The organism is Pseudomonas sp. KSR10, assembly GCF_022355455.1.
GTDB lineage: Bacteria > Pseudomonadota > Gammaproteobacteria > Pseudomonadales > Pseudomonadaceae > Stutzerimonas > Stutzerimonas stutzeri_E.
In genome coordinates this window covers 1,724,364-1,737,623 of sequence record NZ_JAKOEN010000019.1, presented here as the reverse complement: position 1 = coordinate 1,737,623, position 13,260 = coordinate 1,724,364, and the positions used below count along the sequence as shown (strand labels likewise).

14 protein-coding genes are annotated in these 13,260 nt (G+C 60.8%); all 14 read right to left on the bottom strand.

Translation table 11 applies throughout. The features are described 5' to 3' along the window. Positions 1 to 2,952: host specificity protein J (locus tag MCB86_RS16910; protein WP_239611574.1), on the bottom strand; the 2,952-nt coding region annotated here is incomplete at its 3' end. A 53-nt stretch (positions 2,953 to 3,005) separates the two neighbouring features. Beyond that, complete coding sequence (locus tag MCB86_RS16905) at positions 3,006 to 3,587, bottom strand: tail assembly protein (RefSeq protein ID WP_239611573.1); 582 nt, start codon at positions 3,585 to 3,587, stop codon at positions 3,006 to 3,008. A gap of 503 nt (positions 3,588 to 4,090) precedes the next feature. Next, the gene (locus MCB86_RS16900) at positions 4,091 to 4,846 is read right to left on the bottom strand and encodes a C40 family peptidase (RefSeq protein ID WP_239611572.1); all 756 of its coding nucleotides are present in this window, start codon (positions 4,844 to 4,846) and stop codon (positions 4,091 to 4,093) included. 2 nt (positions 4,847 to 4,848) lie between these two features. Continuing rightward, a complete protein-coding gene (locus MCB86_RS16895; RefSeq protein ID WP_239611571.1) occupies positions 4,849 to 5,598 on the bottom strand; it encodes a phage minor tail protein L in 750 nt (249 codons plus the stop codon). Further along, positions 5,595 to 5,936, bottom strand: a complete 342-nt coding sequence (locus MCB86_RS16890) for a phage tail protein (protein WP_239611570.1) — start codon at positions 5,934 to 5,936, stop codon at positions 5,595 to 5,597. The genes MCB86_RS16895 and MCB86_RS16890 overlap by 4 nt, the downstream gene beginning before the upstream one ends. Beyond that, the gene (locus MCB86_RS16885; RefSeq protein WP_239611569.1) at positions 5,936 to 8,476 is read right to left on the bottom strand and encodes a phage tail tape measure protein; all 2,541 of its coding nucleotides are present in this window, start codon (positions 8,474 to 8,476) and stop codon (positions 5,936 to 5,938) included. The genes MCB86_RS16890 and MCB86_RS16885 overlap by 1 nt, the downstream gene beginning before the upstream one ends. Before the next feature lie 313 nt (positions 8,477 to 8,789). After that, positions 8,790 to 9,119, bottom strand: coding sequence for a hypothetical protein (locus tag MCB86_RS16875; protein ID WP_239611567.1), 330 nt, complete (start codon positions 9,117 to 9,119; stop codon positions 8,790 to 8,792). A gap of 46 nt (positions 9,120 to 9,165) precedes the next feature. Continuing rightward, complete coding sequence (locus MCB86_RS16870; RefSeq protein ID WP_239611566.1) at positions 9,166 to 9,672, bottom strand: hypothetical protein; 507 nt, start codon at positions 9,670 to 9,672, stop codon at positions 9,166 to 9,168. Positions 9,673 to 9,728: 56 nt separating this feature from the next. Continuing rightward, positions 9,729 to 10,115, bottom strand: a complete 387-nt coding sequence (locus tag MCB86_RS16865) for a DUF3168 domain-containing protein (RefSeq protein WP_239611565.1) — start codon at positions 10,113 to 10,115, stop codon at positions 9,729 to 9,731. Beyond that, entirely contained in the window at positions 10,108 to 10,596 is a 489-nt protein-coding gene (locus MCB86_RS16860; RefSeq protein WP_239611564.1) for an HK97 gp10 family phage protein, read from the bottom strand. Before MCB86_RS16860 ends, MCB86_RS16865 begins: the two co-directional genes overlap by 8 nt. Positions 10,597 to 10,605: 9 nt before the next feature. Then, positions 10,606 to 10,926 carry a phage head closure protein gene (locus MCB86_RS16855; protein ID WP_239611563.1) on the bottom strand — a complete coding sequence of 107 codons (321 nt, stop codon included), beginning with the start codon at positions 10,924 to 10,926 and terminating at the stop codon, positions 10,606 to 10,608. Between the two features lies 1 nt (position 10,927). Further along, a complete protein-coding gene (locus tag MCB86_RS16850) occupies positions 10,928 to 11,488 on the bottom strand; it encodes a hypothetical protein (protein ID WP_239611562.1) in 561 nt (186 codons plus the stop codon). Then, complete coding sequence (locus tag MCB86_RS16845; RefSeq protein WP_239611561.1) at positions 11,488 to 11,829, bottom strand: hypothetical protein; 342 nt, start codon at positions 11,827 to 11,829, stop codon at positions 11,488 to 11,490. The genes MCB86_RS16850 and MCB86_RS16845 overlap by 1 nt, the downstream gene beginning before the upstream one ends. A 58-nt stretch (positions 11,830 to 11,887) precedes the next feature. Further along, complete coding sequence (locus MCB86_RS16840; RefSeq protein WP_239611560.1) at positions 11,888 to 13,204, bottom strand: phage major capsid protein; 1,317 nt, start codon at positions 13,202 to 13,204, stop codon at positions 11,888 to 11,890. Between the last annotated feature and the right edge of the window lie 56 nt (positions 13,205 to 13,260).

Below are 13,260 nucleotides of genomic sequence, written 5' to 3'. Positions count from 1 at the left end.
CGCCCGCGTCCGCACTTCCTGTGCAAACTGGGCGGTAGCCTCGGCGCCACGTAGCGCGTCAGCTAGATCTCCCTCTCCGTCGTCGTCGCGATAGGTAGCTTGTAAGGCCTCCAGGGTGGACGCCTGAGCCGTGACCTTGCCATCGATGTCATTGATGGCAACCGTGTGCTGTTGCACTTGGGCGGCGAGGCCGTTCGCCGTTTCCACAACAGTGCCGATATCGAGCCAGTACGTTGCGTTCGGCGGCGGCGTATTTACAGGCACGTCCTGCGATGCCTGATAGAGCCGCTGCCCCTGCCTGACCGTATCGCCGCTCAGATAGGCCTTGGCCGGGTCGTACAGCAGAGCGTCGACGATGTCGCCGATCTCCTCGGCCAGTGCCTGTAGCCGCTCGTTGACCGAGCCTGCTCCGTCACCCGAAATCTTCTCGATCTCGTTCAGCAGTTCCTGGCCAAGCGCAGATTCCTTGATCTTGCCGGCGAAATACGCATCGTAGGCCGTGGCGTCTGTACTGGAGATTCCATCGACCCATGCAGACCAGGGCCCGACGTTGCCGGTACGATCTACCAGGCGGGCACGGAACCAGAAACGAACACCCGCAGCGAGGCCGTGCATTTCGTGCTCAGCCTGCGGATATGCAAAGTCGCCAAGCGTCAGCGCCTGCTCGCCTTGGGCATTCGCCGCATACTCGAGTTCGGTGCGCAGCGTGTCCTCTGCTCCGGCCGGGAATCCCCAGTCGAGGCGAATGCCAAACACGAGCGGCGTCGTGTTGAGATAGGCAACGGCAGGCGGTGTCCCCGTCTTGCCTTCCAACTGGGTGAGCATAGAATCGCGCCAGATTGACGCGACATCCCACGCGTTAACCGCGCGCACCCGAGCGACGTAGCCACCGGTGTAGATGCCCGAAACGTCAACGCTCAACGAGCCTGTACGCGGCAGCCGAACCCAGTTCCCGGAGTCCTTCTTCCATTCGACGTCATATGCGACCGCGCCGGCGACACTTGGCCAGGCGATGGTCATCGTGTGAACCGCGATGCCCTGGTCGATGCTATAGAACGACGAAATACCAACGCTTACAGGGGCCTCAATCGTGCCGGTAGGAATTACGCTAATCGGCCGGGTTTCAAGTCGCGCCCCACTGTCGATTGCTGGAAACTTCGTCGGCTCATACTGCAGGCCGTGGATCGTGTAGTTGCCGTTCTGATCGCGCTCCACCTTCATCACTCGGTAGAGCTGCACTCTCAGGTCGTCGGCATCCAGCGCCCATACCAGCTGTGGGACTGGCGTCTCGCTGTATGCAGTAGTGACGGTCACCTGGCGACCACTTACCAGCTGAACAGTGCGCGCCTGTGCGTTGCCGCTCGGGAGATTCAGAATCAGGCGATCCCCCGGCGTCACTTGCGCATCACGGTCTAAGGTAATGACCCGGCCAGCCACGGCCGATATGCGCCCACCTACCTCGCGACCTGCGAATAGCGAATCTGCAACTGGGATGACGTAGCCGGGTAAAGGAATACGCCCCTCGAGCCCGGTGCTGAACGTGACGGTTCGGTCCTGTGTGTTGGTAAGCAAAACCCATTTGCCACGCCGCTGCCCCTCACTGGCGCGAGTGCAACCGATTGCCGACAGCTCAATCGGTCGGTCACCGTAGCGGCGCTGCAGCCGCTTATCGGTCACCGGAATGACGTCAGTGTCGTAGTTGTTCGCGGGGTTGTCGTAGCTGACCAGGGCCCGACTGTAGCGCGTGCGCGCGGATCCGCTGCCGTATGAAAATTTTCCATCCACGACGTTGGCGCGGGTGAAGACATAGTCGAAGTCCTGCTCGCGCGGCATATCTGCCTGGCTCATGAGCTGGCCTCGCGACCAGTACGTCATGCCCCGGTAGATAGCTGCAACATCGCGCAGCAGCACCCACGCTTCAGCCTTGCCCTGAAGGTTCATATCGCAGAGGAAACGCGGCTCCTGATTGCCAAGACCATCGTCCACCAGCTGATCGCAGTACTGCGCGATCCGGTAAAGCTCCCACTTGTCGATCATCCACGGCTTGATACGGCGACCAAGCCCGAAGCGATCGTTTACACACAGGCCATAGGTGATCCAAGCCGGGTTATTCGTCCAGGCGGTTTTAAATGTGCCGTCCCAGATGCCGCTATAGGTGCGGGCAATCGGGTCATAGTTGCTCGGTATCTGCCATTTGCGGCCCTTACAGCGCACGGTCACTGCGGGAATGTTGCTGAATTGCTCTGCACTGAACTCGATGAACAGCAGCGCGGTATTCGGATAACGGAGCTTTGCATCGATCACATCGGCCAGGCCTGCGATGATCATGGTGTCAGCGATGCGGTTGTTCGCCTGGTTCGGCGTGATACGCCGGACTTGCAACTGCCAACCGGTGTCCGCTTTCGGCAGGTCGATACGACGGGACCGCTCGTAGCGAGTGGTCGTTTTCCCGTCCACTGCCTCACGAAGCACTTCCTGATAAGCGCCACCGTCCGTTGCAAGGTCCACTGCATACTCGATGCGATAGCCACCCACATTGCCGTTAGAGTCCTGCGCTTGTAGTGCTGGCCAGGCGAACCGTAGACGGACTGCGGACAGCTGCGTATTGCTCACAGCTCTTACGAACGGCGTCTCGCTGCGAAGCTCCACATTCACTGTGGTTTCGTTCTCGACGTTCGGAATGCCTGGGATGTGCGTCTGCTCAACGGAGCCTGGCCGCCATTCCCACTTCACGCCGGGGAAATTCAAATTGCCGGCTGCGTCCATCAGCGGTGTGTTGTCGAGATAGATATCGCGCGCAGTGGGTACGCCTTCGAACTCGCCCTCGCCGACGGCAATCAGGATTTTGGCTGTTGCTGTTGACTGCAGGCTGTCCGGTGATTCTACAGGCTGCTTTGGCTTGCTTTCGCCACCCTTGCGGCCGGCAATGTCGAGTGGTGCTGCAGCGCCCATGCTTTTCTCCAGGCAATAAAAAACCCGCCGAAGCGGGCTGCGTTAGTTTTTTCTTACGTCTGATCTTCTGCGTAGATGGCTGCACTGATGATTGCGCCGCCCCACCGCCGCTCACCAATACACAGCGCAACCGGGTTGCCGCTGGCAGTGGTGTTCTTGGCACTGCCGAATGCATAGCTGGGCATATTTTCGGGCGATGCCGATTGGCGAAGGCCGGATGCTTGGGGGCTCAGCATTTGGATAACGCCGCCGGCAACCATTGCAACGCCGGCCTGAACCGCCCACGCCTGACCGAAGTAGGTTCCAGCGACAATCAGCACAGCTCCGATGATTGTCTGGATTATCCCGCCGCGCTTCCGGCCTTGCATGACCGGTGCAATCCGGATCATGTCAGCCCCACCGAAACCAAGCTCCTCTTGGCTGATGTTTCTTTTCCCGCGGAATACAGCGAATTCCATGCCTTTAAGGTGCGCATCAGCGAGGAATTTCTCGAAACCAGGCAGCTGGACGCACAGCGCCCTGATGGCCTCATTGGTGCTGTTAACCGCGAGTCGAAACTCCTTCCCAAACTTGCGAAGCACGCCGTAAAGGCGAATGGTCGTCATCGGGGTGTATTCAATCGCGGAAGCTGCCATGTCTTTCCTCAGGCATAAAAAAACCGCCCGGAGGCGGCTTGTTCAAAACGCTGTTGGCGATAGATCCATACTCATGGATGCATCGATTGATATTCGGTAACGAGTCACCCGCTCAGCCGAGAGCAATACCTCTCGCTCTTTGAGACCGGTCGAACACGCCCCGGCTCCCGATACTGAAACAATTCTCGGTCCTGGGCTGAGGTGGAATCGAGCGCTTTCGCCGGACCCAATCTCGGCTGAAAGCTCGCCGTCTATGAACAACTTTGTATTGCAGGCCGAGCCCACAAAGCCACGGTCACGGGTGACGACTAACGTGGACAGATTCGACCCTGCTGCTTGATGAGCGTAGAGCCGGGCTGCAGGCACCGCTTCGGCTTTCTCGGCCGGTACCGGCGTAGTAGCGCAGCCACCAAGGGCAACGGCTAAAAACAGACACATCAGTTTCCGCATACAGCACTCCTTGTTCGATTTTGATGGAGTGTATAGCAGATGCTGTCGACGCCTTAAAACTCGCTCTCATGCCTCAGAACGAAGCGAGTGCGGTCCCACCAGGGTCCGCCGAAAACGATCACTTCTGATCGGCGGCCGTACAGGTGGTGCAGCAGGAACGGCCCTGCCCCGAACACGTTGACGTCCTCACCGGGCAACGATGGGTCACTGCCAAGGTAGATGCCGGCGTGATTGGGGCGAACCGTTCGGCCTATCTCCATCACTATCAAATCGCCTCGCTGCGGGACGTCCACTCGCACAAAGCCGGCTGCTTCATACAGATCTTCATAGTGGCTCGGCCCGTCTGGATCTTCCCACCAGCCATCCGCGCGCTCGTAGCGAGGAAACTCGAGCCCCTTCGCTCGCTGATACCAGTCCGCGCACACCTGCCAACAATCCTGCACGCCATGCACGAAAGCCCGGCCCTGTAGCGGCACTTGGTCTACCGGCTCTATCAGCCGCAGATCGCCCTCTGGCCAGCTGATGATGTACCAGGGCAGGCCGGACGCGTTACACATGGCCACGTCGGCGGCACTGGGCCTGCTGGTCGCGTCCGGGTGGCTGTGCACCACGGCGATGACTTCGCCGATGTCTTCTGCCTGCGCGTACGCCTCTGGCGCAATCCGGAACTCTTCGGCTGGGTCTGTCGCTGTGTTGGCGCAACGAATGTACCGATGCGCACGGCCAGCCTGCACAAGCAGACCGCAAGCCTCGCGCGGGTATTCCGCCGCCGCGTGCTCTTGCACTGCCGCAATGATGTGTTTGCGCATGGTCAGCTCCGTGCGATCAGGGATACGCCAGGCATTCCGCCGTGCGGCAATTCGTTGTTAGCGCCGAAGCGCGGCATGCATCCGGTACCGAGGCACCCGTCGCACTCGTCCTTCGCCGGATCGTCTGTAGGGTTGCCGTCGATATCGACATACGGGCCGGTGTAGCCGCAGTTCGGGCCGCGGTAGCCGCCGGTCATCGCCCAATGGCACAGTGTGGTCATCTGTCGCCCGATGGATTCGCCGCCAATGTCTCCAGGGCTGGCCAGCTCCCAGACAATCGTCTCGCCGTCCTCGCCCATCTTCTGGTCGAAGTACCAGATCTCGATCGATTCCTGAGTTGGGTCCGCCTCTGGGTTACCAGCTGGAAAGTTTGTTGCGTCCAGGTATCGCGCGAAGGTTTTGCGCTCGGTGAGGCGAAACTCAGCAAGGTCATCGAAGGCCAAGCAAAGCGCTGTGAGCCTGCCCTGTACGTTGCCAGCCGAGAACGTCGGCCGCACTGACTGGCCATCACTGTTCGCTTCCACACCGTCAAGCTGCACCGGCCAGGCTGAATACTCCTCGCCTTGCCACCAGATCGATTTAGCGGGCAGCTCATCAGCGTTCGCACCAGCTGCGGCAAGCTCAGCGGGGCTGTGAGGAATCGCATGCCCATGGAAGCGCAGCACGTCGGCGCCGTACTCGGTGCCGTCAAGCTCGAACAACGTGATTTCGTTCCCCGGCTCGAGGGTTTGAACATCGCTCAGGAGGCTCATGGATGAAAGGCCGTCTCGAAGGTGGTTGATAGCACGTAGATCCCGCCGCCTTTTGCGTTGACTCGGAAGAGGCCATCATTGCGATACAGGCCTAACTCGCCTAGCGGAGGCGTCCAAAGGAACGCCTTGCTGCCTTGGTGGCGCCTGAGAAAATCCCGGATTGGTCTTATCTCGTCCTCAGTGCCGCCAAAGGTCACCGGCCAGCTACCCTGCTCCGCATTGATGCCATCGGCAGTTACCTGCTGATAGCCATCGCCGAACTGAGAGGAACGTCGACGCTGGGCGATCTCGCCTTCCGTCTCCCCGTCTGGACTCCACGTGAATGTTTCGATAGCCATCAGGCCCTCCCTTGCGTTTGTCTGTAGCTGATACCGCCCGGGCGCCAGCTGTCAGCCACGACTTTCTGCGCAACCTGCTGAAACTCACGCTGCATATTTCGGCTCAATGCCTCTTGATCAAGCTCCATGCCTTCCGAGCTGCGATCCTCCATCGTGATAGCGATCGGAGCATTCAGCTGAACAACGGCACCTCCCGAGCTACCCCCGCCGTACGCCTGGATACCAAGCGAACCGTCCGGCCCGCGAGTGAGCGGCATAATTGCCTCTGGCCCCGCCTCGCCCATTACGCCAAGCCCGCCAGCCATGCCGAACGCCGTCGGCTGGTTGACGATGGAGTTCGTGAACGCGCCGCCTTTCGCAAAGAACTGAGCGCCACCAGACCAGGCCCCACCTTTCGCTTGGGCTGCTGCCCAGTTGCTGTACGCGCTCCCCGTGTAATCGCTCGCTGCCGCCCCGCTGCCGGCCGTCGCGCCACCGAAGTAGCTCGCGCCAGCCTGGACGAGCATTCCAAGAAGTTGGGAGCTGGCCTGGCGCGTTGCGATGCGCGCCATGTCCTCAAGAATCGAGGTTGCGAAATCCTTGAACGAGGCCTTCCCCGTCGTGGCGAAGCTGACGATCGAATCTTCCATCGAGCTGAACGCGTTGGTGAACAGGCCGTCGACCTGCCCGGCAATGTCGGCGGCGCTATCGCGGTAGTTCTCCATTGCCCGACGCGCGCCGTTCCCCCAATCGCTTTGGGCATCTAGCTTTCGCTGCGCGCCTTCCTCGACCAAGGCAATCTCCCGTTCCTCGAACGTACGGAGGTCCGCCATGCGCGCTTCAAACGCCGCAGCGCTGAGTGCACGATCCTTGTCGTTCTGATTACGGGTGAGCTCCAAGCGCTCCTGAGCGAAACGCTGACGGACCTCATTCACAGCAGTCAGCTGCTCGATTTCACGATCGCCCATACCGACGCCGGCAACATCGAGATCGATCGCAGTGCGCTGAGCAGCAAGGCGGTCAGCCATGGCCAGCCGTTCACGGTCCCGCTCCAGCATCTCGTCGGCCGCCTCGGCCAACGCCTTCTTCGCCTCCAGCTCATTGGCCAGATCGCGCAGCACGGTTTTACGTGCTGGGTCCAAATCCTTGAGACCGCCATGCTCGAGCTGATACGCCATCTCGGCCGATTCGCCTTCCTGGCCGAGCAGGTAGATCTGCTTTTCCAGGCTCGCGACCAGCGACTTGTAAGACGTGTTTGTCTTGTCGATCGCTGATGCGTGAGTCTTCGCGGTCTTCTCGGCCTCAACCTTGGCGTCTTTTTCCTTGGCGTAAGCGAGCAGGCTCTGCTGTTGCTTGTCGGTCAACTTACCCAACTCGCCTGCCTCGATGGCATAGCGAACCTTCGCTTCTTCGGTGTTGGTTCCCTGAAGCGCTGCCGATTCCTTAAGCTTGGCCAGGTATTTGTCGTACTCGGCGTTGCGGGACTCACCGCTCGATTTGATCTGCTTGCCTTCGTCCTTCAGCTGCCCGATCCGGCGGTCCTGAATCTCCAGGATGTCGGTGTTGAGTTTCTTTAGGCCTTCCTCGAAGGTGGCTCGCTCCTTTGCCGAAAGCAGTGTACGGCGATCCGCCTGGGCATATCGCTCTTGTAGCCGCGCCCTCTCTGTCGTCAGCTCGTTCAGTCGTTCCAGATCCGTAAGGTCGCCAGCTTGGAGCCTGATCCCAGTAGCGAGTTTGTCGATCAACCATGCGAGGTTCTTCGACCCGCCTATCGCCTTATCAAGGTCAGCAACAGCTCGGCCAAAGTTGGTTGTCAGCGCGTTAGAGGCCTGATCAACCGTGCGTGGTAGCTTTGCGAACTCGCGGTCGACATCGCCCGCCCTGGACTGTATAGCCCCGAGCACCGCTTCGGCAGTCAGCTTGCCGTCCAACATCAACTGCCGTAGCTCACCGAACGGAACGCCGAGACCGCGCGCGATCTCGCGCCCAAGCTCTGGCATGCCCTCGATAACCGAATTGAATTCTTCCGCCCGGATAACGCCGCCTGCCAGGCCTTGACCGAGCTGACGCAGCGCTGAGGACACTTCTTCGGACGAACTGCCGCCGATTGTGCCAATCTTCTGCAGGGTTTCAGCCAGGCGCACGACCTGGGCATCAGTGGCGCCCATTTCCTGCAGTGTCCCGGTTAACGACTCCCAGAGCTTGACGGTGTCGGCGAGACTGACGCCTGTCCGGCCGGATATCTCCGCCAGGCGCGCATAGGTTACAGCCGCCTCTGCTGTCCCACCGCCAAGGCGCCTTACTCGGGCCTCCAGCAGCGTGAACTCTTCTGACAGCTGCCTGGCGCGGCGTAGGCCTTCGATTGTAACCAGAGCAGCCATAGCGGGCGCCACAGCGCGCGCCGCTGCGGTCAGCTTTCCAGCGCCCAACCCAACGCGATCAAACGCCGAGTCTATCTTGGAGAGCTGTTTGTCAATTCCTCTCGTGGCAGTAGCGACAGACTTGTCCGCCAGCGCCATCTCACGGCGCAGCTGTGCTGTGGTGGCCTCGATCTGGATCAACATGCCCTGGACGTCTTGGGCCATTCACTTTTCCTCGGGCAATAAAAAACCCGCCGAAGCGGGTTAGTTGATCTTCACTTAGCGCGCCGGCCTAACAGAGCTGCGCGAATCTTCTCGGCTACCGTGGTCGGCTTGGGTTTCTCTTCTTGGGGGCGGCCGAACGGGTTGGTCATCTTCGCCCATTCGATGCGGCCATCCATCGCCATGAACAGTTCGGGGATCGGGGTGCGCCAGGCAACGTCAGGTGGCCAGCCGAGCCACCCAGTCGCCACAGTGTAGAGGCGGTCGACGTAGCTGCCATCCTCGACGGCGCTTACTCCGTCCCCGCTTGAGCGTTTCCCTCGTCGGTGCCTCGCGGGTTGTACAGCGCGGCCAGGTAAGGGCTGAGCTGAACTGAAACGTCCACCACGCCGGCCATCCAGACCTTTTCAACCAATGCTTCGGCGGCCTTGCCGGTCACGTTTGCACCGCTCGCGATGATGTGCGCAACACCTTCTACGCTAAGGGCATGAACAGCCTGAGCCGCCCCGCGCAGCCCGCCGAAACGTGCCTCGATGTTTCTCACGGCCAGCAGCGTAGGCACCAGTTCGAACTCTTCGTCGCCGAGACGAACCGTAGTGATTCCATGCATCGTCTTGCTCATGTAATTCGTTTCCTAAACGAAGCGGGGCCGAAGCCCCGTAGTGGTGTTACGGAGTTACCGGAGCTGGAGCCGGCAGAATCTCGAGAATGTCCGAGTTGATGCCGATGGTGATGTTGCGGCGAACGACGTTGTCAGCTGCACCAGCAGCAACGGTGTTGTTCATCACTTTGCCGCGCATGTAGAACGTCGTAGGCAACAGGGGAGTTGCCGCATCTGGATCACCATCGTTGAGTGTGATCTTGATGTTGTAATCGCCCTTGCTGCGGTCCTTGTGAGCCGTCTTGACTGCCTGCTGGCCGGCGTCGCCATTGTCCAGGCCGACAGTCAGGGTGAGGTCGCCAGCGTCCGCGGTGCCCTTGTACTTGCGCACCCGGCCATTAGTCAGAGCCGTGAACGTCACAGAGCTGAACGTATCGCCGAACTCGCCAAGGTCTTCGATTTCGCCGACTTCGACATAGGTATCGGCTTCGTATGCGGCCTGGTCGTCCGCGCCGCTCTTGGTGCCGAGGGAGAAGCGGCAGCCAGCGGCTGTGTTGAGGTTATCTTCGGCCATGGGGGATCCTCCAAAGGCGCATTGGTGAAATGCCGCATGGCGGCTGTATTGGTGATTTAGTGGGTGGTGATGATTCGAACGGTGACAGAGCCTTGGTAGGTTCTGCCGTCCGGTTCGCGGTTGCTGCTCATGCTCTGGACGCGCACGGATACGGCCCGGCCGGTAGTGAGTGGCAGACTCCGCTCATTCAGCGCTTGGTATATCTCGCCGTTGATGCGCTTCACCTCGGCCTGGCCCTGGTAATCGCTCCAAACCGACAGATAAAACAATCGCTGGTCACGGTTTCGCCCGCTGATGGGGCTGGCGTTGGTCAGGGTCTCGAAGTCCAGCGTGACATAGGGGTAAGGGGTATCCATCGGCACCGCGTCATAGACCGGAACGGATAGCTCGGCCGTGAGCCGTTGATATATCGCCTGCTGCAGCGCGAGGCCTGGATCAGCCACTCTTCACCCCCTGCGCTGCGCGCTTCAACGTGCTGGAGATCGCCCTGCTGATGATGACTCGGATCTCGTCGCGGTTCATGTCGATGCTCGGCCTAAGCCATGGATGCGCCGGCCTGGCTGGAATATCCGGCGCATAGCCGAAGAAGTTCTCGCCGTCGGCCTTGTTGGTCGGCTCGGCTCCCGCCTTGCCCGGCCCGCCTTTCGTCCCGTACTCAACAAACCGCAGGTAGAAGAACCGCTTATTGTTCTCCTTCCCGCGAATGCCGATTTGGGCGTTCAGCCCTGACTTCGAGACAAAAGCCGTCAACGCCCACCAGCTCGCACCGGTATCCCTTGGGATCAAGGCTCGCTGCGTCTCCAGCACCAAGTCCGCTGATTGCTGCATCGCGGGTCGAAGGTCCGACTCCATGTTGTTGCCGATGCGACGCAGCAGGCCGCGCAGCTTGAAGTCGCCCCTAATCGAAGATTTGCGTTTAGCCACACGCCTCTCCTACGGATTTGCCACGCTGGAACACAACAGCTGCATTTGGTCGCCCTTATTGCTGGGCAGCACAGCCTCGATCCGATAAACCATGCCGCCTTTGACCAGCCTTCGACCTGCAATGAAATCCTCAGATGGCCGTACGCGAACTTCGGCAGTAACGACAGCTGCCAATTGCTGCGCCACGTTCGAGACGCGGCCGCTTGGCGTGGTTACTTCGGCCCAGACTTTACGCAGCTCTACCCATACGCTGACGTAGCCACCGATCCCGTCCCCTGTCCGCTGCTCTACTTGGAGGCTGCAACGGCGCCGCAGTGCACCTGCTCTCATATCAGAACCTCGGCGGGACAGTGATTTCGGCCAGCAGGGAGTCGGTAAAGTGACTGGGTAGCTCGGCCAAAATTGTTCCAACCACCATGGTTTCGCGGAACTCGTGAGCCGTGGCGGCGTGCATGAGCAGCCATTGCTTGGTGCCGGGATATGCAGCCAGGTCGGCACCAGCGTGGTAGCGGATGACCAGCCGACCGGCCGGCCGCCCCTGCGGAAAATGCAGGAAGCTCTCCCGCTGGCCACGTTCCAGCCGCAGCGGTGGAAGCGACTGTAGCTCGGTCACGCTGCCGTCAGCCTCGACGCGCTGGATGGCCAACACCTCGTCCGCCTGGCCTACGTCGAGCGGATGGCCCGAGCCGTACGACTCGGGCCACTCTTCTTCGTAAACGGCAGGCCGAATCGCAGCGCCGGTTTTGGCTTCCGCCTGGGCGATCACGCCAGGAATGATGACCTGCTCGACCAATGCGGCCTGCAGGTCTTCAGCCTCGACGCGGCACTGCGCGGCCACATCCTCGACGCTCAGCACCTGGACCGCGCTGTCATATTGGATGCGGCGGGCCATTAGGGCTTCGGCTCGTCGTCGTCATCCAGGGACAACGTTTCATCCGCCGGCAGCTCTTTGGCACCCGCATTCGGGGCGGCGGGTAGAGTGCTTGGCGCCGGGGTTTCAGAAGCCTCCGGCTTGGCATCGGCTGCAGGCTTCTTGCCGGAGCCGCGATTACCTCCAGCCGCTCTGCCTGTCGGAGCCGCTGTGGCAGCTGCCACAGGGACAGCCTTGACCTGCTCGGCCACCTTGCCATCAATCAATGCCTTGGCCTGAGCCGCATCGAAGCCGGCACGCTCCCCCTTGGAGTAACCGCGCCAGGACTGGGTGAACTTCACCACTACACGTTCATTGCTCATGTCATCACCTTAAAAAATGGGGAACAGCAAAAGCCCCGCCCGAGGGCGGGGCAGCGGATTACATGCCGGCGCCCCACTTGACGCCGACGCCTACGGCGATGCACTCGACGTGGCGCGGACCGAAGTCGTGCTTGGCGATGACGCGGACCAGCGTCTGGTCGCGCTGGAATGCGCTGACCATGTTGCCGGCGCCGTCCTTGTAGGCGGCTTCCTTGCTGAAATCGATGACCAGATCCATGTCCTCGCCGATCATCATGTCGGCGAAGTTGACGAAATAAATCTCGGACTCATCGCCGAGATCACCTAGGTTCACCGGGATCTGATTGCTCAACCCGACCGGATAGCCCTTCAGCATATTCTGGTCGATCTCGGGGTATGCCTTGTTGCCGTTGCCGTCGCGCAGCGATTGCAACCAGCGCAAGGTGCGCGGATGCATCAGCCAGCCGCAAGAGGTCATCATCACGTTGGCGGTCTCGATGCGCAGCATCAGGCCGCCCAGAAAGAGGTCTATGGCCGCCAGATCGGGGTTGGCCGGCGCCGGCAGCACGTGCTGCGCGATCGCCCAGTGGCGCAAGCCCTTCGGCAGCACGCCCGTACCATCGGCACGAATGAAGTGCAGATCCTCAGACAGCCCCATGCTGACGGTCAGATCATTGGCGACCAGGCTGTCGACGCGCGGGTTGACGCCCGACATGCGCAGCAGATCGTTGGAAACGGGCACCAACGCTGCGGCTTTCTTGGCAGACAGCTTGGTGTCGCCGAATGTCATGCCGGTCAGGGGAATATCCTGTTCGGTGCCGATGTAGGTCACCACGGTGTTGCCGGTGATACGGGGCATGGTCAGGTTGCCGTTGTTCAGCGGCAGGCTGGTCACGCCCATCTTGCGCAGCACCGAGGTCGGGCGCAGCGATTCAATCACATCGGCCGCCATGTTGGTTGGCACCAGCACGCCACCAGCGCCCGGCGTTACGGTCGACAATGCCATCTGTACGTCCGAGCCGAAATTGCCATCCTTGGCCATCTGGGCCGCGGCTTGCTGATTGCCTTGCGCCGCGGCCAGCAGACGAACCATCTGGGCCATCTTGGCGCCCGGAATGTGCTCTTTGCCATCACCACCACCCATGCGACTGGCGGGCGGGCCTTGGATGCCCTGGGCCCCTTCGGTGACGGGCACGGCCGACATGGCTGCGGATTTCTCGGCCGACTCGGCGCGGGTGAGCTTGGCGCTGATATCAGCAATCTGAGATTCCAGGCTGGTGAACTCCTGCAGCTGTTCGGCGCTCAGGTTCGTACCCTCGGCTTCGAGTTTCGCGAGCGCCTGCAGCTTGGTGTTCAGCTCGGCGCGTTCGCTACGCAGTTGTAGAACTTTGGACATGGTGCCTCCTGGGCATAAAAAAGCCCGCACTAGGCGGGCCGGGTGACGCTGCCGCG